Annotated in this window: 24 protein-coding genes; 15 read left to right on the plus strand and 9 right to left on the minus strand. The window is 38.7% G+C overall.

Going from position 1 to position 19,812, the window contains the following annotated elements; all coding sequences use genetic code 11:
• Nucleotides 1–3 precede the first annotated feature (3 nt).
• The gene (locus tag AC570I_RS08725; protein ID WP_316799176.1) at nucleotides 4–636 is read right to left on the minus strand and encodes a peroxiredoxin; all 633 of its coding nucleotides are present in this window, start codon (nucleotides 634–636) and stop codon (nucleotides 4–6) included.
• Between the two features lie 269 nt (nucleotides 637–905).
• Here AC570I_RS08725 and efp (AC570I_RS08730) point away from each other — a divergent pair, with 269 nt between their 5' ends.
• From efp (AC570I_RS08730) to AC570I_RS08745, 4 genes are all read left to right on the plus strand, one after another.
• Complete coding sequence (gene efp / locus AC570I_RS08730; RefSeq protein WP_047799680.1) at nucleotides 906–1,466, plus strand: elongation factor P; 561 nt, start codon at nucleotides 906–908, stop codon at nucleotides 1,464–1,466.
• Nucleotides 1,467–1,567: 101 nt separating this feature from the next.
• Nucleotides 1,568–2,128, plus strand: a complete 561-nt coding sequence (gene efp, locus AC570I_RS08735; protein WP_047799679.1) for an elongation factor P — start codon at nucleotides 1,568–1,570, stop codon at nucleotides 2,126–2,128.
• A 103-nt stretch (nucleotides 2,129–2,231) separates the two neighbouring features.
• Nucleotides 2,232–2,792, plus strand: a complete 561-nt coding sequence (locus AC570I_RS08740) for a 5-formyltetrahydrofolate cyclo-ligase (protein WP_497405159.1) — start codon at nucleotides 2,232–2,234, stop codon at nucleotides 2,790–2,792.
• Between the two features lie 5 nt (nucleotides 2,793–2,797).
• Nucleotides 2,798–2,956, plus strand: a complete 159-nt coding sequence (locus AC570I_RS08745) for a hypothetical protein (RefSeq protein WP_156166737.1) — start codon at nucleotides 2,798–2,800, stop codon at nucleotides 2,954–2,956.
• Here the strand turns inward: AC570I_RS08745 and AC570I_RS08750 are convergent.
• Nucleotides 2,953–3,720, minus strand: a complete 768-nt coding sequence (locus AC570I_RS08750) for an exodeoxyribonuclease III (protein WP_497405160.1) — start codon at nucleotides 3,718–3,720, stop codon at nucleotides 2,953–2,955. The two genes, AC570I_RS08745 and AC570I_RS08750, sit on opposite strands and share 4 nt — an antisense overlap.
• A gap of 69 nt (nucleotides 3,721–3,789) precedes the next feature.
• Between AC570I_RS08750 and AC570I_RS08755 the strand changes: the two genes are divergently transcribed.
• Both AC570I_RS08755 and AC570I_RS08760 read left to right on the plus strand, forming a co-directional pair.
• Nucleotides 3,790–4,017: a hypothetical protein gene (locus AC570I_RS08755; RefSeq protein ID WP_497405161.1), complete on the plus strand. Its 228-nt coding sequence runs from the start codon at nucleotides 3,790–3,792 to the stop codon at nucleotides 4,015–4,017.
• Nucleotides 4,014–4,304 (plus strand): type II toxin-antitoxin system RelE/ParE family toxin, encoded by a 291-nt coding sequence (locus AC570I_RS08760; RefSeq protein ID WP_497405162.1) that lies wholly within the window; start codon nucleotides 4,014–4,016, stop codon nucleotides 4,302–4,304. Before AC570I_RS08755 ends, AC570I_RS08760 begins: the two co-directional genes overlap by 4 nt.
• 11 nt (nucleotides 4,305–4,315) lie before the next feature.
• On the opposite strand, the gene AC570I_RS08765 is transcribed toward AC570I_RS08760, so the two are convergent.
• Entirely contained in the window at nucleotides 4,316–5,020 is a 705-nt protein-coding gene (locus AC570I_RS08765) for a peptidylprolyl isomerase (RefSeq protein WP_497405163.1), read from the minus strand.
• A 95-nt stretch (nucleotides 5,021–5,115) separates the two neighbouring features.
• Between AC570I_RS08765 and AC570I_RS08770 the strand changes: the two genes are divergently transcribed.
• The 7 genes from AC570I_RS08770 (at nucleotide 5,116) to AC570I_RS08800 (ending at nucleotide 9,778) form a co-directional block, all read left to right on the plus strand.
• Nucleotides 5,116–5,517, plus strand: a complete 402-nt coding sequence (locus AC570I_RS08770) for an HYC_CC_PP family protein (protein WP_497405164.1) — start codon at nucleotides 5,116–5,118, stop codon at nucleotides 5,515–5,517.
• A gap of 76 nt (nucleotides 5,518–5,593) precedes the next feature.
• A complete protein-coding gene (locus AC570I_RS08775) occupies nucleotides 5,594–6,130 on the plus strand; it encodes a heavy-metal-associated domain-containing protein (protein ID WP_497405165.1) in 537 nt (178 codons plus the stop codon).
• Nucleotides 6,131–6,134: 4 nt separating this feature from the next.
• Complete coding sequence (locus tag AC570I_RS08780; protein WP_497405166.1) at nucleotides 6,135–6,947, plus strand: hypothetical protein; 813 nt, start codon at nucleotides 6,135–6,137, stop codon at nucleotides 6,945–6,947.
• Nucleotides 6,948–6,955: 8 nt separating this feature from the next.
• Nucleotides 6,956–7,459 (plus strand): DUF3347 domain-containing protein, encoded by a 504-nt coding sequence (locus AC570I_RS08785; protein ID WP_497405167.1) that lies wholly within the window; start codon nucleotides 6,956–6,958, stop codon nucleotides 7,457–7,459.
• Complete coding sequence (locus AC570I_RS08790; protein WP_497405168.1) at nucleotides 7,459–8,013, plus strand: AraC family transcriptional regulator; 555 nt, start codon at nucleotides 7,459–7,461, stop codon at nucleotides 8,011–8,013. The genes AC570I_RS08785 and AC570I_RS08790 overlap by 1 nt, the downstream gene beginning before the upstream one ends.
• A gap of 101 nt (nucleotides 8,014–8,114) precedes the next feature.
• Nucleotides 8,115–8,939 carry a 4,5-DOPA-extradiol-dioxygenase gene (gene ygiD / locus AC570I_RS08795; RefSeq protein WP_497405169.1) on the plus strand — a complete coding sequence of 275 codons (825 nt, stop codon included), beginning with the start codon at nucleotides 8,115–8,117 and terminating at the stop codon, nucleotides 8,937–8,939.
• Between the two features lie 113 nt (nucleotides 8,940–9,052).
• Nucleotides 9,053–9,778: a heavy-metal-associated domain-containing protein gene (locus AC570I_RS08800; protein ID WP_497405170.1), complete on the plus strand. Its 726-nt coding sequence runs from the start codon at nucleotides 9,053–9,055 to the stop codon at nucleotides 9,776–9,778.
• A gap of 41 nt (nucleotides 9,779–9,819) precedes the next feature.
• Here the strand turns inward: AC570I_RS08800 and AC570I_RS08805 are convergent, their stop codons facing one another.
• Entirely contained in the window at nucleotides 9,820–10,347 is a 528-nt protein-coding gene (locus AC570I_RS08805) for a YfiT family bacillithiol transferase (protein ID WP_497405171.1), read from the minus strand.
• A gap of 132 nt (nucleotides 10,348–10,479) precedes the next feature.
• Here AC570I_RS08805 and AC570I_RS08810 point away from each other — a divergent pair, with 132 nt between their 5' ends.
• Entirely contained in the window at nucleotides 10,480–11,667 is a 1,188-nt protein-coding gene (locus tag AC570I_RS08810) for a hypothetical protein (RefSeq protein WP_497405172.1), read from the plus strand.
• Nucleotides 11,668–11,745: 78 nt separating this feature from the next.
• Nucleotides 11,746–14,127, plus strand: a complete 2,382-nt coding sequence (locus AC570I_RS08815) for a S9 family peptidase (protein ID WP_497405173.1) — start codon at nucleotides 11,746–11,748, stop codon at nucleotides 14,125–14,127.
• A 348-nt stretch (nucleotides 14,128–14,475) separates the two neighbouring features.
• Here the strand turns inward: AC570I_RS08815 and AC570I_RS08820 are convergent, their stop codons facing one another.
• The 5 genes from AC570I_RS08820 to AC570I_RS08840 all read right to left on the minus strand — a co-directional run bounded on the left by AC570I_RS08820 (nucleotide 14,476) and on the right by AC570I_RS08840 (nucleotide 19,719).
• Nucleotides 14,476–15,090, minus strand: a complete 615-nt coding sequence (locus AC570I_RS08820) for an ABC transporter ATP-binding protein (protein WP_497405174.1) — start codon at nucleotides 15,088–15,090, stop codon at nucleotides 14,476–14,478.
• Nucleotides 15,091–15,109: 19 nt separating this feature from the next.
• Nucleotides 15,110–15,895: an acyl-ACP--UDP-N-acetylglucosamine O-acyltransferase gene (lpxA, locus tag AC570I_RS08825; protein WP_010599175.1), complete on the minus strand. Its 786-nt coding sequence runs from the start codon at nucleotides 15,893–15,895 to the stop codon at nucleotides 15,110–15,112.
• Complete coding sequence (locus AC570I_RS08830) at nucleotides 15,895–17,307, minus strand: bifunctional UDP-3-O-[3-hydroxymyristoyl] N-acetylglucosamine deacetylase/3-hydroxyacyl-ACP dehydratase (RefSeq protein ID WP_047799665.1); 1,413 nt, start codon at nucleotides 17,305–17,307, stop codon at nucleotides 15,895–15,897. Before AC570I_RS08830 ends, lpxA begins: the two co-directional genes overlap by 1 nt.
• A complete protein-coding gene (gene lpxD, locus AC570I_RS08835) occupies nucleotides 17,297–18,373 on the minus strand; it encodes a UDP-3-O-(3-hydroxymyristoyl)glucosamine N-acyltransferase (RefSeq protein WP_497405175.1) in 1,077 nt (358 codons plus the stop codon). Before lpxD ends, AC570I_RS08830 begins: the two co-directional genes overlap by 11 nt.
• A 122-nt stretch (nucleotides 18,374–18,495) precedes the next feature.
• On the minus strand, nucleotides 18,496–19,719 hold the full coding sequence (locus AC570I_RS08840; RefSeq protein WP_497405176.1) for an HD domain-containing protein: 1,224 nt from the start codon (nucleotides 19,717–19,719) through the stop codon (nucleotides 18,496–18,498).
• Nucleotides 19,720–19,812 lie beyond the last annotated feature (93 nt).

The raw sequence follows: 19,812 nt of genomic DNA on the forward strand, positions 1-19,812 counted from the left end.
TAATTAGTTGGCAGCTAAATATTCTGCTACACCAGTTCTGTTTGCATTCATTGCTTCTTTGCCTTCTTCCCAGTTTGCAGGACAAACTTCACCATGCTTCTGTACGTGAGCATAAGCATCAATTAAACGTAAATATTCTTTAACGTTTCTACCTAATGGCATATCGTTAACACTTTCGTGGAATACTTTACCTGTTTCATCAATTAAATAAGTGGCTCTGAAAGTTACGTTCGAACCAGAGAAAGATTCGTTTCCTTCCTCGTCATAATTAACTTCCTGATCTAATATATCTAAAATACCAGAAAGCTGTCTGTGTGTATCAGCTAAGATAGGATAGGTTACGCCTTCAATACCACCATTATCTTTTGGTGTATTTAACCATGCAAAATGAACTTCATTTGTATCGCAGGAAGCACCGATTACAATGGTATTTCTTTGCTCAAACTCAGGCAAAGCAGCTTGGAAAGCGTGCAATTCTGTAGGACAAACGAAAGTAAAATCTTTTGGATACCAGAATAACAATACTTTTTTATTTTTGCTTACAGCTTCTTCAAATACATTGATCTTCAAGTCATCACCCATGTCTGACATTGCATCAATACTAACACTCGGGAATTTTTTACCTACTATTGCCATAATTTGTTGTCTTTAATTTTGTGCCACAAAGGTACGGTGAATTCATCAGTCAATCAAACGCAGATAACTAATAGTTCATTGTATTTATTGATATAGATATAGTTAAAAACTATAATTTAAAGATTAATTATAGCCATTATAAATCTCTTGTTTTTTTAAAGCCCTGCTCAATAATGCTCACCAACTGATAAATAGGTTTTTGCTTTTTCAAATCAGAATTCATTTTTTAACTTTGATGTTTCGGAATTAACATAACATTTAATAATATAATGGCAAAAGCATCTGAAGTAAAAGGCGGGAACGTTCTTCGTTTCAACGGAGAGCTGGTAAGCGTTGAAGAGTATATTCACCGGACCCCCGGAAATTTAAGGGCGTTCTATCAGGCGCGCATGCGTAATGTAAAAACAGGAAAAATTGTAGAATACCGTTTTCGTACAGATGAAGAAGTAACAATTTGTAGGGTAGAAACCAACGATTATCAGTATTTGTATGAAGATGGTGATTATCTGGTTGTGATGGATAACAACACTTTCGAACAATACAATATCCCAAAACTACTCTTCGGAAGCTCAATTAAGTTTTTAAAAGAGGGAATGAACGTTACCATTGCTTTTGAAAGCGATGAACCAATAGTTGCCCAGTTACCCAACAGCGTTGAACTGGAAATCACTTATACAGAACCAGCTGTAAAAGGCGATACCTCCACGAGTGCACAGAAATATGCTACTGTTGAAACAGGAGCAGAAATCAGGGTGCCGTTATTTATTAATCAGGGCGACAAGGTTAAGGTAGATACCAAAACCGGCGATTACATGGAACGGGTAAAGTAAGCTTAATCCCTTAGCCCTTACCGGCATAGGTTTTTGTTAAAATAATTTTACCTTTGCCGTCACAAAAAAAAGAAACATAAATCCAAATAGGATCAAATAATATGGCTAAAGCATCAGAAATTAAAACAGGTAACATTCTTCGTGTAAATAACGAACTGGTTACTGTCGACGAATGGAATCACCGTACGCCAGGTAAAGGCGGCGCTTTTTATACTGGTAAATTCCGCAATATTAAAACAGGTAGAATTGTTGAAGCACGTATGAATACCGATGAGGCTGTTGAAATCTGCCGTGTAGAAACCAACGACTATCAATATTTATATGAAGATGGAGACTATTTAGTAGTAATGGACAATAACTCCTACGAGCAATATAATGTTGAAAAATCTTTATTTGGTTCAGCAATTAAATTCCTGAAAGAAGGAATGAGTGTTATCGTTTCAATGGAAAGCGACGAGGCAATTATGGGCCAGCTGCCAAACTTTGCTGAGTTCGAAATTACCTATTCTGAACCTGCAGTTAAAGGGGATACTTCTACAAATGCGCTAAAAGCAGCCACTCTTGAAAATGGTGTTGAAGTGAAAGTTCCGATGTTTGTTAATCAGGGCGATAAAATTAAGATTGATACACGCACAGGAGAGTATGTTGAGCGCGTAAAATAATCTATAAGATTGATCATGAGCCTCGCATTGCGGGGCTTTTTGTTTTAAACCGTTTTTTCAAACAAATAAGCGTACCATCGCATTAGTTACCTAAATCGATACCATGTTAAAATCAGTGATCAGGAAACAAGCTTTAACAGACAGATTAGCAATTAGCGAAGATGAGTATGAATTACTAAACAAAGGTTTGCTGGATCAGTTTACCACTTTGGATTTTAGTGATGTAAAAGCACTACATATATTTTTACCGATAACCGAAAAAAGAGAACCTGATACATTTCTGCTCATTAACTGGCTGGCAAAAAACTACCTGGAGATAAAAATTATCGTTCCAAAAGCAGATTTCGAAACAGCTTTAATGACCCATCATGAGTATCTGGGTACACACGATTTGAAGAAAAACATCTATAACATCTTAGAACCACAAAAAGGTGGTCTTCACAACGGGGAGGTTGATCTGGTATTTATACCGCTACTCGCTTTTGATAAAAAGGGCTACAGGGTAGGGTATGGAAAGGGGTTTTACGACCGCTTCCTTGAAAATTTAAATGCTCGGAAAATAGGCTTATCTTTGTCACCTGCAATAGAAAAAATTGATGACTTAAGTGAACACGACATTCGTCTTGATTTTTGTATCACACCAACAGCAATTATTAAATTTTAGCAATCATGGCAAACGAAATCGTTATCAAAACAGAAAAACAATACGAAGACAACATGATTGCCGTATTTGAACTGCAGGAAAAAGAGGAGCTAACACCGGCCGATTTAAAGCAAATTGAGCTGATGTTGAAGGCAGGTGAAAAATACGAGGCAGAAAACCTTTAATCCAGTTCCAGTAAAACCGGACAGTGATCTGAATGAATCGCATCAGGTAAAATCCTGACATTTTTCAATCTGCTTTCCATCGGTCGCGTGGCTAAATGATAGTCGATTCGCCAGCCCAGATTCTTTCCTCTCGATCCAGCCCTGTAACTCCACCACGTATAATGATGAGGATCTTTATTGAAATGACGAAAGGTGTCGATAAAACCATTGTCTAAAAACAGCTGCATCCATTCCCGTTCTTCAGGTAAAAAACCCGATGAATTCGCATTCGATTTCGGGTTATGGATATCAATGGCAGTATGGCAGATATTATAATCGCCACTCACAATGAGATTCGGGATTTCCTTGCGTAACTCACCTATATAGGTGTTGAAAAACCGCATAAAATCATATTTCTTTACCTGTCTTTCTTCACCACTTGAACCTGAAGGCATATATAAACTCATCAAAGAAAAATCGCCGAAATCGGCCCTTAGAATCCTTCCTTCTTTGTCTATCCATTCTTCTCCACAACCATATTCTACATGATTAGGTTTGATTCTCGTAAGAATCGCCACGCCACTATATCCCTTTTTTTCAGCAGGAAACCAATAATGATGGTAACCTAGCTGCTCTATTAAAGCAATTATTTCAGGAATTTGCACAGGCAAGGCTTTCACCTCCTGCAAGCATACCATGTCTGCATCCGTGGCTTGTAACCATCCGAAAAAATTTTTTGTACTGGCTGCCCGAATGCCATTAACGTTGTAGGAGATAATTTTCATTGGTGGTAAATTTAGAAATTAATGATGACAGGCTATAGTAATTGAAGTTTCATTTCGTTAAATTTGTTTATGAGCATAGAAGAATTAAAAATTGAAATCGCTAAAAAAGTCTTCGAAACTAATGATGAAAATCTTTTGTCTGAATTAGACATGCTTTTAAGCAGTAGTGAGAAGTTTATTTTGGAAGATTTACCATTACACGTTCAGGAGGGTATTAAAAGAGGAATGAAACAAGTTGAAGAGGGAAAATTTACACCTCATGACGAGGTGATGAAATTGTATAACAAATACCTATGACTTTTGAAATATTTTGGAGTGATGAGGCAAAAGAGACTTTTGATGCGATTTTTTGGTTTATTTACAACCGATTTGGAGAAACCTCATCAAAGAAATTTTTGAAACAGACCAACAAAGTTATTTCTATAATCAGAAGTCACCCGGAAATTTTTGAATCCCTTTCATCAGAAAGATTTAGAAAAGGAAATATAACCAGTTTGACTTCTATCTTTTACGAGATCCAAAACGATAGAATATACTTATTATATTTCTATGACAACCGTCAGGAACCACTAATATCTAAATAACGGTCTCATTTTTACGAAAGCTGACTTGCTAATGCCTTCTCAAGTTTCTTAACTTCCCGTTTCTTTAAAATTGTGATATCCATTTTAACATCCTGTTTAGGCCTGTTATTTTTGTCGGTAGTTAGCATTGCAATTTTATCTACCATATCCAACCCCGAAATAATCTCGCCGAAAACAGTGTAGTTCCGGTCTAAGTGAGGTGTACCACCAATAGTTTTATATACGAGTCTTTGCCAGTCAGGAATTTTATGTTTCAGTCTTTTTTCTTCGAGACTATTTAACTGCTCATCGGTAAAAACCTTTCCCTGCACCAGATAAAACTGGCTTCCGCTTGATGCTTTTTCTGGGTTAATCATATCGCCGTCCCTGGCAGCAGCAAGCACACCCTTTTTATGGAACAAGCTGTCTCTGAATTCTGCAGGGATGGTATATTTCGGCCCACCTTCGCCCAGCAAACTATCAGGTTTTGCATTTCTTGAATCGGGATCCCCGCCCTGGATCATAAAATCCTTAATCACCCGGTGAAATAAAGTACCGTTAAAATAACCATCTTTTGTCAGCTTTAAAAAGTTATCACGGTGCAGAGGCGTTTCATTATATAGCTTGATAATGCATTCACCAAATTCAGTTTTAATCTTGATATATTGATTTTTTGGCTTTGAGGCAAAAGTAGATAATGTGGTAAGTAACCCAATCAGCAGGAGTAATTTCTTCATTTTAAACGGTGTTTAAGGCTAAATTACTTTAAAAAATGAAATTCAATAAATAAAAGGCAATGTTATTCGGTTTTTTTTGCTTTACCTTTGTAATAATGAAGTTAAAACAAAAAATAGCACTTTCTTTAACCGTATTGTATACGGTAAGTGTTATGGGTTTGGCTTTAAGTTTACATTTTTGCGGCGGGAAGCTCGAAAATGTTAAACTGTTCAGTAATGCTGTATCCTGTAAGTTCTGCAAAGATATTCCTGCTGAAAAGAAAGACGATGGTTGCTGTAAAAATACACAGGTAACGGTAAAAGTCAAAGATAGCCATCAGGTTGAAGCGAAGGTGGAAATGCCTAAGTTGTTTTCAATTCAACTTTTTCTTCATCCACCGGTTATTACTTTCTTTAGTGATTTAAAATCAAGTTTCTTTAATAAAATAAGCAACAAAGCACCTCCGCTCAGGCTTGGTGTAGCACTGCACGTTTTCAATTGCATTTTCAGGAATTAGGATAATTAGTAAACCTTAAAGGGTGTTCAACATCCCTTAGGAATAGTTTATTTCTTAAATTCTAATTTCAAAAATCATGAAAACAATAAAATTATTCAGCATTATCATGCTTCTTTTTGCCGTTAACGTTTCGGCACAACAAATTTCAACAGCCGATTTAAAGGTTACCGGTTTAACCTGCTCTATGTGTTCAAATGCAACACAAAAATCACTTGAAACACTCGGCTTCATCAATTCAGTAAAGCCCGATCTTAATAAAAATATTTTTGTCCTGACTTTTAAAAAAGGGGCTGACATTAATCTTGACATGGTTCGTAAAAAAGTTCAGGATGCAGGTTTTTCGGTAGGAGGACTAATGGCTGAGTTTACTTTTAATCAGGTTAAGGTAGACGATAAAGGCCAGGCAATTGTGGATGGAAATGTTTACCGGTTTGTAAATGCTAAAAACAAAACGCTTAACGGAACAGTAAAGGCAGCTGTAGTTGATAAAGATTTTATCTCAGGATCTGCATTTAGAAAACAATCTGCAACGGTAAACTCTGATGCTTATTCAAGCGGCGCTGCCGTTGTTAATGGTAAGAAAACCCGTGTTTTTCACTTAGTTCTTTCTTAAAAAAATGAAGAAATTACTATTTGTTGTGCTGGTTTTGGCCGGTACAGTCGGTCATGTTGTAGCCCAGGAATTATATGTGTTTACTGAGCCGGCCAGCAATATGCCAACTAAATCCATCGGGGTTAGGCTAACCAATGAAGGTATGTTTAACAATCCTGATTTTGTAAGCAGAACAATTCCCGAAGTGATGTTTGGCTTTAACAAAAACCTGATGGCACATGCACAGGCTTTTCTTTCGGATATGGATGGAAAATATCGTTTGGAAGGGGGGAGCTTATATGTTAAATACAGGTTTTTATCAATAGATGAAGCACAGAGCCATTTCAGGGCTGCTGCCTTCGGAAGGATAAGTACAAGCAAGCGGCCAACCTACACGAGAGATATTAATCTGGAAGGAGATAACAGTGGGGTACAGGGAGGCCTGATTTTTACGCAATTGCTGCATAAACTGGCCCTTTCTGCGACACTCGGCTATGCTCATGCTTTTAAGGATAGTGAAAGCCAGATCGCAGGAATGCCCCGACCCAGTAATATGTTATCTTACAGCCTGTCTTCAGGATATTTGCTTTTCCCCCTGGTGTACAAAAATTACAAGGAGCCTAATTTTAATTTCTACTTTGAGATGCTGGGTAAAACCGATCCATCCTCTGGTGAGTCATACCTGGATTTAGCTCCGGCAGTTCAGCTGATTTTAAACAGCAGAACAAGGATTGACCTTGGATATCGTTTCCAGGCTACAGGAAACATGGTAAACAGATACACCAAAAATATGTACCTTTTAAGGGCAGAATTTAACTTTTTTAATGCTTTAAAATAATTGATAATATGAAAAAAATAATAGTACTGATAGCTGTATTTGCTATCTCAATGACCAAAACAACATTTGCACAAAGTAAAACTGATGCGGCTTTTAACCAATTGCTTGCAGCTTATTACGACGTGAAAAATGCACTGGCTTTCGACAAACAAGATGTAGCAAAAGTAAAAGCAAATGCGCTTTCTAACAAGGTTGATGCTATACAACACAAAGACCTTCCTGCTGCTCAACATATGCTTTGGATGGAGCAATCAAAAATTATCAAAGCAAAGTCAATCGAATTAGCTGCCGGAAAAGATATCAAAGCACAGCGAAAATCTTTCGAAAGTCTTTCTTCGGCAATGATTAAAACGGTAAGAAATATCAAATTTAATAATGCTACGGTATATGTTCAGCATTGCCCGATGGCAAAAGCCAGCTGGTTAAATGAAAAGGAAAACATTGAAAATCCATACTATGGAAGCATGATGTTTGATTGTGGTGATGTGTCTGAAACGATAAAACCAAAATAATGAATCTGCATATCAAAAACATGGTATGCAACCGTTGCAAAATGGTGGTTAAAGCAGAGTTGCAGAAACTCGGCTTTAACCCTGTTTCTGTCGAACTGGGTCGGGTTTCTTTACAGGAAGATATCTCTGCAACCGATAAATCTAAAATAGGAGAACAGTTGAATGCTTTTGGTTTCGAACTTTTGGAGGATAAACGAACGCAGCTTTCAGAGCAGATTAAAACCTCAATTATTAATCTCGTTCACTATTCCATGGAAGCATTAAAAATTAATCTTTCTGTCTATTTAAGCAGCTTGCTAAATCTCGAATATCCCCAATTGAGCACTATCTTTTCAGAAGTTGAAAATCAAACGATCGAAAAGTATTTTATCGCACAAAAAATAGAGAAGGCCAAAGAAATGCTCACTTATGGAGAACTCACCTTAAGCGAGATTGCTTTCGAACTCAATTATAGCAGCGTTGCACACCTTTCATCTCAATTTAAAAAGGTTACAGGTCTTACACCTTCCGCCTATAAACATTTAAATGATAGAAAACCTTTGGATGAAGTTTAGCCTATATTTAACATCAACCTCCGAAAGGATTATTTTTCTTATCATATATCAAGACTTAACCTCATCTGGCGCTGTAATTTTGTTATTCAAACTTCTTGGCGATGTCAGCATTATCACAATTCAAAAACTTCACACAGCGTTTGCCACAAACGGAGCTAATGCCAACCATCTTTATTGGTCATGGCTCGCCGATGAATGGTATTGAGAATAATGATTTTAGCCAGAGTTGGGCGGATTTGGCAAAACATATTCCGGTACCCAAAGCAGTTCTCGTTGTTTCAGCGCATTGGTATACCCGTGGCACTTTCGTCACAGCGATGGATTTTCCATCAACCATTCATGATTTCGGAGGCTTCCCCCAAACGCTTTTTGATGTGCAGTATCCTGCTCCCGGTGATGCAAAACTTGCTGAAGAAATACCATCGCTCATACATAGTACTAATGTTGGGTTAGATCATGATTGGGGTTTAGATCATGGAACCTGGACTGTTGTAAGGCATATGTATCCTGAAGCTAACATCCCTGTGCTGCAATTAAGTATTGATTATACAAAATCGCCTGAACAACACTACGAAATCGCACAAGAGATTTATGCCCTTCGTAAAAAAGGTGTTTTGGTTATCGGGAGCGGAAACATGGTTCATAACCTGCGTATGCTGAGTTGGGAAATGATTAACGGAGGAGGCTACGATTGGGCTAACGAAATGAATGGTAAATTTAAAAACCTGATCATGAACGGCGACCATAAGCCCCTAATCGATTATAGAAATTTAGGTGCTGAAGCAATGCTTGCCATTCCGACCCCTGAACATTATCTACCACTTATTTATACCTTAGGAATGAAAAACGAAAGGGAGGATATTTCTTTCTTTAACGATAAGGCTGTAGGCGGCTCGTTAACCATGACTTCGGTTCTGGTCGGCTAGTCACACCTTGTCCCTTTATTTCTATACAGCGTATGCCACTTAAAATCCTGTAACATTTTATGATTATTCTGTAACGTTATTAACCAGCTAATCAGGTATTTTTGTTTAAAATTATGATGATGACACATACCTATCAACTTACCGGCATGACCTGCAGTGGTTGCGAAAATAAAGTTAAAAATAATCTGCTCGTTTTACCCAATGTAACTTCTGTCGAGGTTTCGAAGGAGAATAACTCGGCGACCATCGGCATGGCTAAGCACATAGGTTTATCTGATCTGCAGCATGCACTCGGCGGAATAAACAGTAAATATCAGATTTCTGCAAATACCCCTCATGACGTGATGCAAGAAAGCAAATCATGGATACAAACCTATAAGCCAATCTTATTGATTTTTGGTTATGTAACTGCAATTTCATTCATCGTTTCATGGCAAAACAGTACCCTGAATTTGATGACTTTTATGCGGGTATTTATGGCAGGATTTTTCCTCGTATTCTCCTTCTTCAAATTCCTCGACCTGAAGGCATTTGCCGAAAGTTATGCGATGTACGATATCGTCGCTAAAAAGCTTAGCCTGTGGGGTTATGTTTACGCATTCATTGAACTGGGTTTAGGCTTAGGTTTTGCTTGTAATTTATCTCCGGTGATCTTAAACTGGGTAACACTGGTTGTAATGACTGTTAGTATTCTCGGTGTATTGGAAAGCGTAATAAATAAAAAGAAAATTCGATGCGCCTGTTTAGGTGCAGTGTTTAATTTACCAATGAGTACGGTTACCATTGTAGAAGATGCAATAATGATTGCCATGAGTGCAACAATGCTGGTCATGATGTAAATCACTGCAATGAAAGCCAATAAACGAAATGCATACTTCTGCTATGTGGTGTTTATGGTTGTTGTGATATGTGCTAAATGATGCTTACCGTGCCATGCATACATTCCTAACATATTAGCCAAAGTAAGCTCTCTATCCTGTGCCGGGTGAATGTACTTCTTTTGATAATCTTCCGGTTGCAGGGTTCTTAGGAAAGTTACCCACCTACGGTGTAAAGCACCAAGTAATGTAACCGACAGTTCAATGTCACCGTTTTTCGCTTCTTCTGTTTCTGCCCAGCGCTCTTCGTAGTAAGGTCTGATTACAGGAGTTTCTTCAGTAACTGCTTGCTTAAAACGAATGTAAGCGTTCATGTGGCTGTCTGGAATATGGTGTACAACCTGTCTTAGAGTCCACCCGCCTGGACGATAGGTTCGATTCAGTTCCTCAACGCTCAAATTGTCTGTTACTTTTTTGATCTGATCGGGCAAATGCTCAATCTCCGAAATCCAGATTTCTGCCAGTTGCTTATCAAAGACATCGGGCATGATAAATTGTCCAATAGGGTATTTAAGTAGTTCTATATCCATATCCGAAAGGTACTTATTTTTATAGAAACAGGTTAACCTATCGATGTGCCTATTAAATTTAGTTAAAATAATTTCATTTCATTAAAAATTCATTCATTTAAAGCATATTGCAATTAATTTAAATCACGTTGAATGAAGAAGTTGTTTCTTGTTTTTGCACTGTTGATTCCTTTAATTGCGGATGCTCAGACTACCAGAACAGATGTATTAATTTTAGGCAATGGAAATGCCGCCTTTGCTGCTGGTGTACAGGCATCTGAGTCGGGTGTAAATTCGATTGTTTTGACACAAAGCGATGGGTTTAAAACAGATGACTATAGAAAATTTAGACAAAGTGGCGTAACGGGAGCTTTTGAGAAAAGAGCCAGAAAATCTTTAAAACTGGCAGATAGTATTCCGCTCCCCGTAATAACGAGTCAGATTTTCAATGCCGTGGTTAAAACATGGTCTGATAGTTCGAAACTTTTCGATGTGATTAATAATACCACAATAATTGAGATTAAAAGATCGGGGAGTAATTGGGAGGCTAAAATTAATAAAGACAGAAGCATCAGGGCAAAAATTCTGATTATCACTGATCGCCCTGAACAAGTTTACGCGGCTTTAAAAATTCAAACCTTAAAGCCGGCAGAAACTACCCCGGTTAATTATTATGAAAATTCATACCGAACCACAGTTGGTGCAATAGGGGAAAGTGTAAACTTTATTTCGCTTTACAATTTACTCATCCCCGATCAGGAAAACATCCTATACATTGAGCCTGATCATTTAGAAACAGGTCAGGCTGCTGGCGCAACGGCTGCTTATGCGGCCTTTTTCCAAACTAAAACCAGCTTGTCGAACTTGAAGAGAATACAGGGTGAATTATTAAGTTATAAACTACCCCTAATGCCTTTTGAAGATGTTAAAATTGCAGATTCAAACTGGCTGGCCATTCAAAAGGTAGGTATTACAGGTATTTTAAAGGCAGAATTGAAAAACGAAAAATTGTTCTTTAATCCGGAAAAAGCAGTTTTGTATGAGGAAATCAAACAGCCTGTAAAAGATTACTACTACAAAGCACAGATCTGGTTCGACGACCATAAAGATGTCGCGGTTAATCTCGAAAATACGATATCCCTGGTGTGTTATGTCGGTAACAAAGCGCCGGAAACAACGAAAGCAGAAATCGAGAAGAAATGGGTCAAACAATACAAATTCAGTTCGAAATACAATATGAACAAAGTCTTAACCCGAAGGGAATTTTCTGTAATCATAAACGAATACCTGAAACCATTTGATATAGTGAATGTGGATCGAACAGGAAGGGTAATCAGATAGCCCAAACTTGTAACATTTCCATTTCCTTCATGATTTAGTTTTCGCATTGTCTAAATTGCGGTATCCAAACCAATATTCATGAAGAAATCTTTACTTTTCCTATTGCTTTGCACGGGCAACTATGCTTTTGCGCAACAAATTGCTCCACTAACTGTCGAAAAAATCATGCGCGATCCAAAGTGGATGGGCGTTTCACCCGCAAACTTCAGATGGACAGCAGATAGCAAAACATTATACTTTAACTGGAATCCGGAAAATAAGACTAAAGAAGAACTTTTTAAAATCACTCCCACGTCAACAAAGCCTTTAAAAGCTGTAGATAAAGAAGATGAGAAGCTTTTGAGCCTGAATTATGTCTATAACAAAGATAAAACACTCGGTCTGATCGAGAAAGGAGGCGACATTTATCTGCAGAATTTCAATAGCAAAAAAGAAATGCGGTTAACTAATACCATAGAAAGAGAAAGCAATCCAGCTTTCCTGACAAATGGAGATGTCATTTATCAGCTGGGCGATAATCTCTTTCAGTTAGGCCTAAACAGTGCGGAAACAAAACAGCTAACTAATTTTGTCAAAGGAAAGCCCGCTGGTAAGTCTGCAACAAAATCGGCCACCGAACAGGAAAGTTGGCTGAAGTCCCAGCAAACTGAGCTTTTTGATATCATTAAAAAGCGAAATGCAGAAACACGGAATGCTGGTCGTGGTGGCAGAGGCCGTTTCGGTGCTTCCTCTGCTGATTCAAAGCCCCTTAAACAGCTTTATACTAATGATAAATCACTAACGAGCTTAGTAATCAGTCCCGATGGTCATTTTATCACCTATAAGCTTACCTCGCCTGGTACTGGTAACCACAATACCATAGTCCCTAATTATGTAACTGCTTCAGGATATACTGAAGATATCCCCGGCAGGACAAAGGTTGGCGAAACCGAAAACCTTTCACAGGGCTTTATTTACGATACGGTAAAGGATTCTGTTTACGCCCTTCAAACTTCAACAATCACCGGAATAAAAGATATCCCGGAATTCTATAAAGATTATCCAAAGGAATTGGATAGTCTAAAAAAGAAGAATGCTGATAGGCCTGTTAATTTTTTCGGCCCTGTTTGGAATCAGAATGGTACAGCTGCGATAGTAATTGCATCCTCTCTGGATAACAAGGATCGCTGGATTTTAAAACTTGATGCTTCCACAGGCAAATTCAACCTCATCGACAGGCAGCATGATGAGGCATGGATAGGCGGACCTGGAATCAGTGGTTTTTACCAGGGCAGTTCGGGATGGATAGACAATAATCGCTTTTATTATCAGAGTGAGGCATCCGGATATTCTCATTTATATGTCGCAAATGTTTCCAGTGGCGACAAAAAGCAACTCACTTCAGGTAAATGGGAAGTTCAAACGCTTGAGCTCTCTAAAGACAAAAACTATTTTTATTTCAAGGCCAATAAGGAACATCCCGGAATTACGAATTTCTTCAAGATTAGCGTAAACGGAGGAGAAATTATTCAGCTTACCGCCATGAAAGGATTAAGTGATATTACGCTTTCTCCTGATGAAAAATACATCGCAATTAACTACTCTTATATGAATAAGCCGGGTGAGCTTTATCTTCAGCAAAATAAGGCTGGCGCAAAGGCCACAAAAATTACTTCATCAACATCTCCGGAATTTAATTCATATAAATGGAGAGAACCCGATTTAGTGTCTTTCAAGAACCGTTATGGTGCCGATGTATATGCACGGGTTTATAAGTCCGATCAGCCTGCCGCCAGTCATCCGGCAGTGGTATTTGTGCATGGTGCAGGCTACCTGCAGAATGTTCACTTCGGCTGGAGCACTTACTTCAGGGAATTTATGTTCAATAACCTGCTCGCAGATCATGGATACACGGTAATAGACATTGATTATACCGCTAGTTCTGGTTATGGAAGAGACCACCGCACCGGTATTTATCGTTTTATGGGCGGAAAGGATTTAACTGATCAGGTTGACGGCGTCAAATTTCTGGTAGAGAAATATGGTGTAAATCCTAAACATGTAGGATTATATGGCGGTTCGTACGGAGGTTTCATAACACTGATGGCCATGTTCAACGAGGCAGATGTTTTTGCCAGTGGAGCAGCATTACGTTCGGTTACCGATTGGGCACATTACAATCATGGTTATACATCTAATATTCTGAATGAACCTTTCAACGATCCTATTGCTTATAAAAAAAGTTCACCCATATACTTTGCTGATAAATTAAAAGGCAATCTGCTTATGGCCCACGGAATGGTTGATGTTAATGTTCACTTTCAGGACATCGTTCGCCTTACCCAGCGTTTCATTGAACTCGGTAAAAATAACTGGGAGCTCGCAGTTTACCCCGTAGAGGATCATGGTTTTGTTGAACCGTCCAGCTGGACTGATGAATATAAACGGATTTTTAAGCTTTTTGAAAAAACACTGAAATAACAAAAAATAGCACTGCTGATCACCATCAGCAGCGCTATTTTAAAATGCGGCAATTAAAGTTGAGCGCAAAAGAAATGCCTTTGGGAACCACTCCAAAGGCATAATCAACCTAAACCTCAAACTAAACTATGAAAAAATCTTTTGCCTTTTACAGCTATATATTCAATTCCGGATTAATGGAAAAAATTGTCTTCTCTAAACGATGAAATAATTAATATTTGTATCTCGTTTTGGTGGTGCAAAGGTAAGAAGAATTTGTTAATTCCGAAATGTTTTTAATAAAATATTTTTATAATACAAATGGATGACAAATGTAAGTCTGTATAGACATCTTTAATACTTAACAATTTACTTATAGTCAGATATTTGTAGCTGGATGTCACAGAAATCGTACTCCGGAATTTGATTCGAACCAATGATGGTTAGCCGGTCTTTTGTGAATTGCTCTATCAGTTCACGATACCAGTTAATACCCTGTACATCTAAATTACTTGTTGGCTCATCCAGAAACAATATAGGAGAATCAGAGCAGCAGGCCAAAGCAAGTTTGGTTCTTTGTTTCATCCCAGAGGAGAAGTATTTGATTTGTTTGTTAGCCGCCTTTTCCAATCCTAAAATGGAAACAAGCAATTTTGAATCAACGCCATCCGCAAAGGCCTTAAATTTAAAGTGAAAATCAATAATCTCCCTAAGTGTAAAGGTCTCAACAAGCTCGAGATACGGAGCCGCTAAACTAATATACTGATATACCTCCTCTACCGGCAAATCTTTGCCATCAGAAAATAGTATAGCTCCCTCTGAAGGAACCAGGCTTCCGGTTAAAATACTTAATAAAGTCGATTTTCCTGAGCCGTTTGGGCCCAGGATTGCGTAGCTGCTTCCAGAATTAAACGTTGTGGTTAATGACCTGAAAATCCACTCTTTATTGAATCTCCGGCCCACATTGTTTAAAGCTATTTTCATTGTTAAGTAGCTGCCTCAGTTAACTTCCCATTCCGAAGCCCTTCATTACCCCTCTGTTCGAATTTCGGATAAAATCAACGATCTCATCACGAATTTCAGTCGGTTTAAATTCAGCCTCTATCATATCCAGTGCCTTCGTTACGTTATTGTGTTTCACAAATAAAACGCGATAAATTTCCTGAATCTCGTCAATTTGCTCATTCGTAAAACCTCTCCTGCGTAAACCGACAGAATTGATCCCTGCATATGAAAGAGGTTCACGCGCCGCTTTAACATAAGGAGGAACATCTTTACGTACTAATGAACCTCCGGTTACGAAAGCATATGAACCAACCTTTACAAATTGATGTATCGCAACCAAACCGGCAAGTACAACATTGTTGCCAATAGTGATGTGTCCGGCTAGCGTGGTGCTGTTTGAGAATATACAGTTATTACCAACTTCACAATCGTGGGCAATATGAGAATAGGCTTGAATTAAACAGTTACTGCCAATAACAGTCTTCCATTTATCCTTCGTCCCGCGATTTATGGTTACACACTCACGTATAGTAGTATTATCGCCAATTTCTGCAGTAGTTACCTCGCCGGCAAATTTCAAATCCTGAGGTTCACCTGAGATCACAGCTCCGGGGAAGATACGGCAGTTTTTACCAATGCGTGCACCATCCATAATGGTAACATTTGAGCCAATCCAGGTACCTTCGCCAATTACAACGTCTTTATGTATCACTACAAAAGGTTCAATAACTACGTTTTCGGCTATTTTTGCCTGTGGATGTATATATGCTAATGGTTGTATCATTATTGGGCTGGTTCTGCTTGTTTAACTTTTGAAATTTGAGCCATCATTTCGGCTTCTACTACGATTTTTTCACCAACCATACCCACGCCTTTCATTTGGGCAATACCCCTCCTGATCGGTTCAAGTAAGTCGCAACGGAAAACAATCGTGTCACCTGGTAACACCTGCGCCCGGAATCGCACATTATCTATTTTTAAGAAATAAGTAAGGTAGTTTTCAGGATCCGGAACAGTGCATAAAACTAAAATCCCACCTACCTGAGCCATAGCCTCAATTTGAATTACTCCTGGGAAAACAGGTGCCCCAGGAAAATGCCCCTTGAAAAATTCCTCGTTCATGGTAACGTTTTTAACGCCCACAACATGGTTTTTTGATAATTCAAGGATCTTGTCAACAAATAGAAATGGCTGACGGTGAGGTAATATTTCCATGATCTTCACCACGTCGAAAAGTGGTTTGGCACTTGGATCGTAAACCTTCTGTATTTTTTTGTTCTTTTCTTTTTTAATCGCTGCTTTAATTTTCTTTGCAAAGGCAACATTCGCGGCATGCCCCGGACGGGCAGCCATAATGTGGCCTTTCAGGTGCATACCAACCAGTGCCAGATCTCCAATCATATCCAGCAATTTATGTCTTGCAGGCTCATTCTGGTAACGCAGCTCCATATTGTTTAAAATTCCCTGAGGGGCAACGTCAATATCTGCACGGTTAAATAGTTTGGCCAAATGACTCAGTTCAGCCTTCGTTACCTCTTTATCAACAATAACAATGGCATTGTTTAAATCACCGCCTTTAATCAGGTTATGCTGTAATTGATACTCCAGTTCGTGTAGAAAGCAAAAAGTACGGCATGAAGCAATCTCTTTTTTAAACTCAGCAATGGTATTAATTCCCGCATGCTGGCTCCCAAGTACAGGTGAGTTATAATCAATCATGCACGTAAAACGGTAGTCATCTAATGGCATCGCCACAATCTCTACCTTTCTGTCGGCCTCCGTATACGTAATGTTATGTGGGATCGTAAAATATTCACGATCCGCATTTTGTTCAATCGAACCAACTTCTTCCAGTAAATCAATAAACTGAATCGAACTGCCATCCATAATTGGCGTTTCAGGTCCGTCAAGTTTGATCAAAACATTGTCCAGATCCATACCAACTAACGAAGCCATCACATGCTCCACGGTACTTACACTCGCTCCATTCTGGGTAATGGTAGTCCCTCTTGATGTGTCAGTGACGTTATCCGCATCAGCGTCAATAATTGGATGTCCGTCTAAATCAACACGTTGAAATTTAAAACCATGGTTTTCTGGTGCAGGGCAAAAGGTAAGGGTAACATTAGCTCCGGTGTGTAAACCAACACCCGAGGCTGATATCTCTTTTTTAATCGTTTTTTGTCTAACGTTCATTATGTAATGTGTTCTTTTCCAGTTCAGCAGTTAGCTTTTTCAATTCTTCTTCGAGCGTATTTATTCTTTTTTCAATAGCAGGTAAATGCTTGAAGATAACAGATGCACGCATCCAGTTGCGCAACGGTTGGGCTGGACTACCATGCCACTGCTTGTCTTCTTCGGTAATGTTAAAATTTATCCCCGCCTGTGCACCAATTTGGGTTCCTTTCGCCAGCGTTAAGTGGCCTGCAATGCCGACCTGGCCGCCAACAACACTGTTCGGGCCGATTTTAGTACTGCCTGATATACCCGATTGAGCAGCAAGAACTGTATTTTCACCAATCTCCACATTGTGTGCAATTTGAATAAGATTATCAATTTTTGCCCCTTTTTTTACAATCGTAGAGCCCATTGTGGCACGGTCAACAGTTGTATTGGCTCCAATCTCAACATCGTCCTCTATAATGACGTTGCCAATTTGAGGGATCTTATTGTATGTTCCGTCTTTCTGGGGAGCGAAGCCAAAACCATCACTACCAATTACAGTATTCGAATGTACGGTTACCCGGTTTCCAATGATCGAGTTATGGTATACTTTAACGCCTGGAAAAAAGGTGCTGTTGTCCCCAACCTTCGAGTTTGCACCAACAAAGGTCTGTGCGTTAAGCCGGCATCCATCCCCAATAATTACACCTTCAGCTACGTAGGCAAAAGCATCTATAAATACATTCTTGCCAATCTTCGCACTTGGGTGAACGAAAGCAAGCTTATCAATACCTGATTGTGCCGACTGTGCGTTCATCGCCTCATTATACTTATCAAGCAATATCGTAAAAGAGCTGTAAGGGTTGTCAACACGAATCAGCGTGCTCGTGTAAGATTGGGCAGGAGCGAAGTCTTTTGATACAATTACAACAGATGCCCGAGTGGAATATAAAAAATTCTCGTACTTAGGATTGGAAAGAAAAGACAAAGAACCTTCTTTTCCATCTTCTATTTTAGAAAGTTCGGTAACGGCGACATCAGGGTTGCCATCAATGGAACCATCTAAAAACTCGCTTATCTGCTTTGCAGTAAATTGCATCGTACAAAGGTATATGTTAAATTGATATGAACAAAAAAACCTGCGAAGGTTAAGCCTTGTATATTTTACACAATAGTAAGACTTAAAACGGCAGTAGAAGTCAAATATTTTGTTAAAATTGTTTAAATACCCCTTGGGTAGCACAGAATGTACTTCTCAACCGTTTTCTGTAGCGATTCAAGGTTCGATAAATCCGAGGCCTTTGCTATGTCAACGATGTCATTATTTTTCATTAGAATTTTAATGTTTCCCACACCCGCATTATATGCCCTGTTTTGTATCGCATTAGTAAAAACGAAATACCGGGCTTCCTCGGCTTTAATTTCTAGTATATTTATTGCAGCATCCTTTAAAAAATCCACTCGATCCTGGCTTGCCATCTCGTTGCCCATCTCTACTTTATAAAGATTTCTCGAAGTAAGCATCTGGCAAAGTTTTGCAAGTATCTTATCAGGATGAGTTACCCATACCTTAACGGCCGCATAAATGTCCTGATCGTCAAGATTGGTAAAATGCTCCAGGTTCTGGTGGTTGAAAAAAAAGTTATCCTGGTTGATATCATTTTTCAGAAAATAGCTTAAAGATGGGGACGCAAATAAATTTTCTCCATGCCCGGTCAGTTCCTTTGCACGCTCTAATAATTTTACCAGAATCATTTCACCGGAAATAACCGTTTTGTGAAGGTAAACCTGCCAGTACATCAAACGTCTGGCAATCAGAAACTTTTCAATCGAATATATACCTTTTTCATCGATGACTAAGTTGTCATCGTCAATATTAAACATTTTGATAATCCGGTCAAAGCTGATAACCCCTTCACTAACACCGGTAAAAAAGCTGTCGCGGTTAAGGTAGTCCATCCGGTCCAGGTCCAACTGGCCTGAAATCAACTGATGAAGGAATTTTTTGGGATAAGTACCATTAAAAATTTCAATGGCATGCGTTAACTTCCCTTCAAAATGTACATTTAAATCATGCATCAGTTTTAATGAAATGTCTTCATGCCTGATTCCGGTAACCAGGGAGTGTTCCAATGCATGAGAAAATGGACCGTGGCCAATATCGTGCAGTAAAATAGCCAGTGTAGCGGCTTCTTCTTCACCCCCTGTAATCAAATGCCCTTTACTCCTTAATACTTCAATGGCTAAACTCATCAGGTGCATGGCACCCAATGCATGGTGAAACCTGGTATGTAAAGCACCTGGATATACCAGATGGGTCATTCCAAGCTGTTTAATGTAACGTAAACGCTGAAAGTATGGATGTGAAATAACATCGTAAACTAACGCTGATGGAATGTTAATGAAACCGTAAACGGGATCATTTATTATTTTCTTCTTATTCAATCGTTAAAAATAGTTAAATAGATAGATACGGTACAAAAATTGCTATTTTTATTGATAGTTTGATTTAACTACCCAAATTAAAAGGGAGTTCAT

Source organism: Pedobacter sp. A2324, assembly GCF_059693705.1.

Bases quoted from the DNA above. Each gene is read 5' to 3' on its own strand.
- AC570I_RS08760 (WP_497405162.1), top strand. From the start codon at position 4,014: ATGACTTTTGAAATATTTTGGAGTGATGAGGCAAAAGAGACTTTTGAT.
- AC570I_RS08750 (WP_497405160.1), bottom strand. From the start codon at position 3,720: ATGAAAATTATCTCCTACAACGTTAATGGCATTCGGGCAGCCAGTACA.
- lpxD (WP_497405175.1), bottom strand. From the start codon at position 18,373: ATGCAATTTACTGCAAAGCAGATAAGCGAGTTTTTAGATGGTTCCATT.
- AC570I_RS08765 (WP_497405163.1), bottom strand. From the start codon at position 5,020: ATGAAGAAATTACTCCTGCTGATTGGGTTACTTACCACATTATCTACT.
- AC570I_RS08805 (WP_497405171.1), bottom strand. From the start codon at position 10,347: ATGGATATAGAACTACTTAAATACCCTATTGGACAATTTATCATGCCC.
- AC570I_RS08740 (WP_497405159.1), top strand. From the start codon at position 2,232: ATGTTAAAATCAGTGATCAGGAAACAAGCTTTAACAGACAGATTAGCA.
- efp (WP_047799680.1), top strand. From the start codon at position 906: ATGGCAAAAGCATCTGAAGTAAAAGGCGGGAACGTTCTTCGTTTCAAC.
- AC570I_RS08755 (WP_497405161.1), top strand. From the start codon at position 3,790: ATGAGCATAGAAGAATTAAAAATTGAAATCGCTAAAAAAGTCTTCGAA.
- AC570I_RS08775 (WP_497405165.1), top strand. From the start codon at position 5,594: ATGAAAACAATAAAATTATTCAGCATTATCATGCTTCTTTTTGCCGTT.
- ygiD (WP_497405169.1), top strand. From the start codon at position 8,115: ATGTCAGCATTATCACAATTCAAAAACTTCACACAGCGTTTGCCACAA.
- lpxA (WP_010599175.1), bottom strand. From the start codon at position 15,895: ATGATACAACCATTAGCATATATACATCCACAGGCAAAAATAGCCGAA.
- AC570I_RS08820 (WP_497405174.1), bottom strand. From the start codon at position 15,090: ATGAAAATAGCTTTAAACAATGTGGGCCGGAGATTCAATAAAGAGTGG.
- efp (WP_047799679.1), top strand. From the start codon at position 1,568: ATGGCTAAAGCATCAGAAATTAAAACAGGTAACATTCTTCGTGTAAAT.
- AC570I_RS08785 (WP_497405167.1), top strand. From the start codon at position 6,956: ATGAAAAAAATAATAGTACTGATAGCTGTATTTGCTATCTCAATGACC.
- AC570I_RS08770 (WP_497405164.1), top strand. From the start codon at position 5,116: ATGAAGTTAAAACAAAAAATAGCACTTTCTTTAACCGTATTGTATACG.
- AC570I_RS08800 (WP_497405170.1), top strand. From the start codon at position 9,053: ATGATGATGACACATACCTATCAACTTACCGGCATGACCTGCAGTGGT.
- AC570I_RS08725 (WP_316799176.1), bottom strand. From the start codon at position 636: ATGGCAATAGTAGGTAAAAAATTCCCGAGTGTTAGTATTGATGCAATG.
- AC570I_RS08790 (WP_497405168.1), top strand. From the start codon at position 7,459: ATGAATCTGCATATCAAAAACATGGTATGCAACCGTTGCAAAATGGTG.
- AC570I_RS08815 (WP_497405173.1), top strand. From the start codon at position 11,746: ATGAAGAAATCTTTACTTTTCCTATTGCTTTGCACGGGCAACTATGCT.
- AC570I_RS08810 (WP_497405172.1), top strand. From the start codon at position 10,480: ATGAAGAAGTTGTTTCTTGTTTTTGCACTGTTGATTCCTTTAATTGCG.
- AC570I_RS08745 (WP_156166737.1), top strand. From the start codon at position 2,798: ATGGCAAACGAAATCGTTATCAAAACAGAAAAACAATACGAAGACAAC.
- AC570I_RS08780 (WP_497405166.1), top strand. From the start codon at position 6,135: ATGAAGAAATTACTATTTGTTGTGCTGGTTTTGGCCGGTACAGTCGGT.
- AC570I_RS08830 (WP_047799665.1), bottom strand. From the start codon at position 17,307: ATGAACGTTAGACAAAAAACGATTAAAAAAGAGATATCAGCCTCGGGT.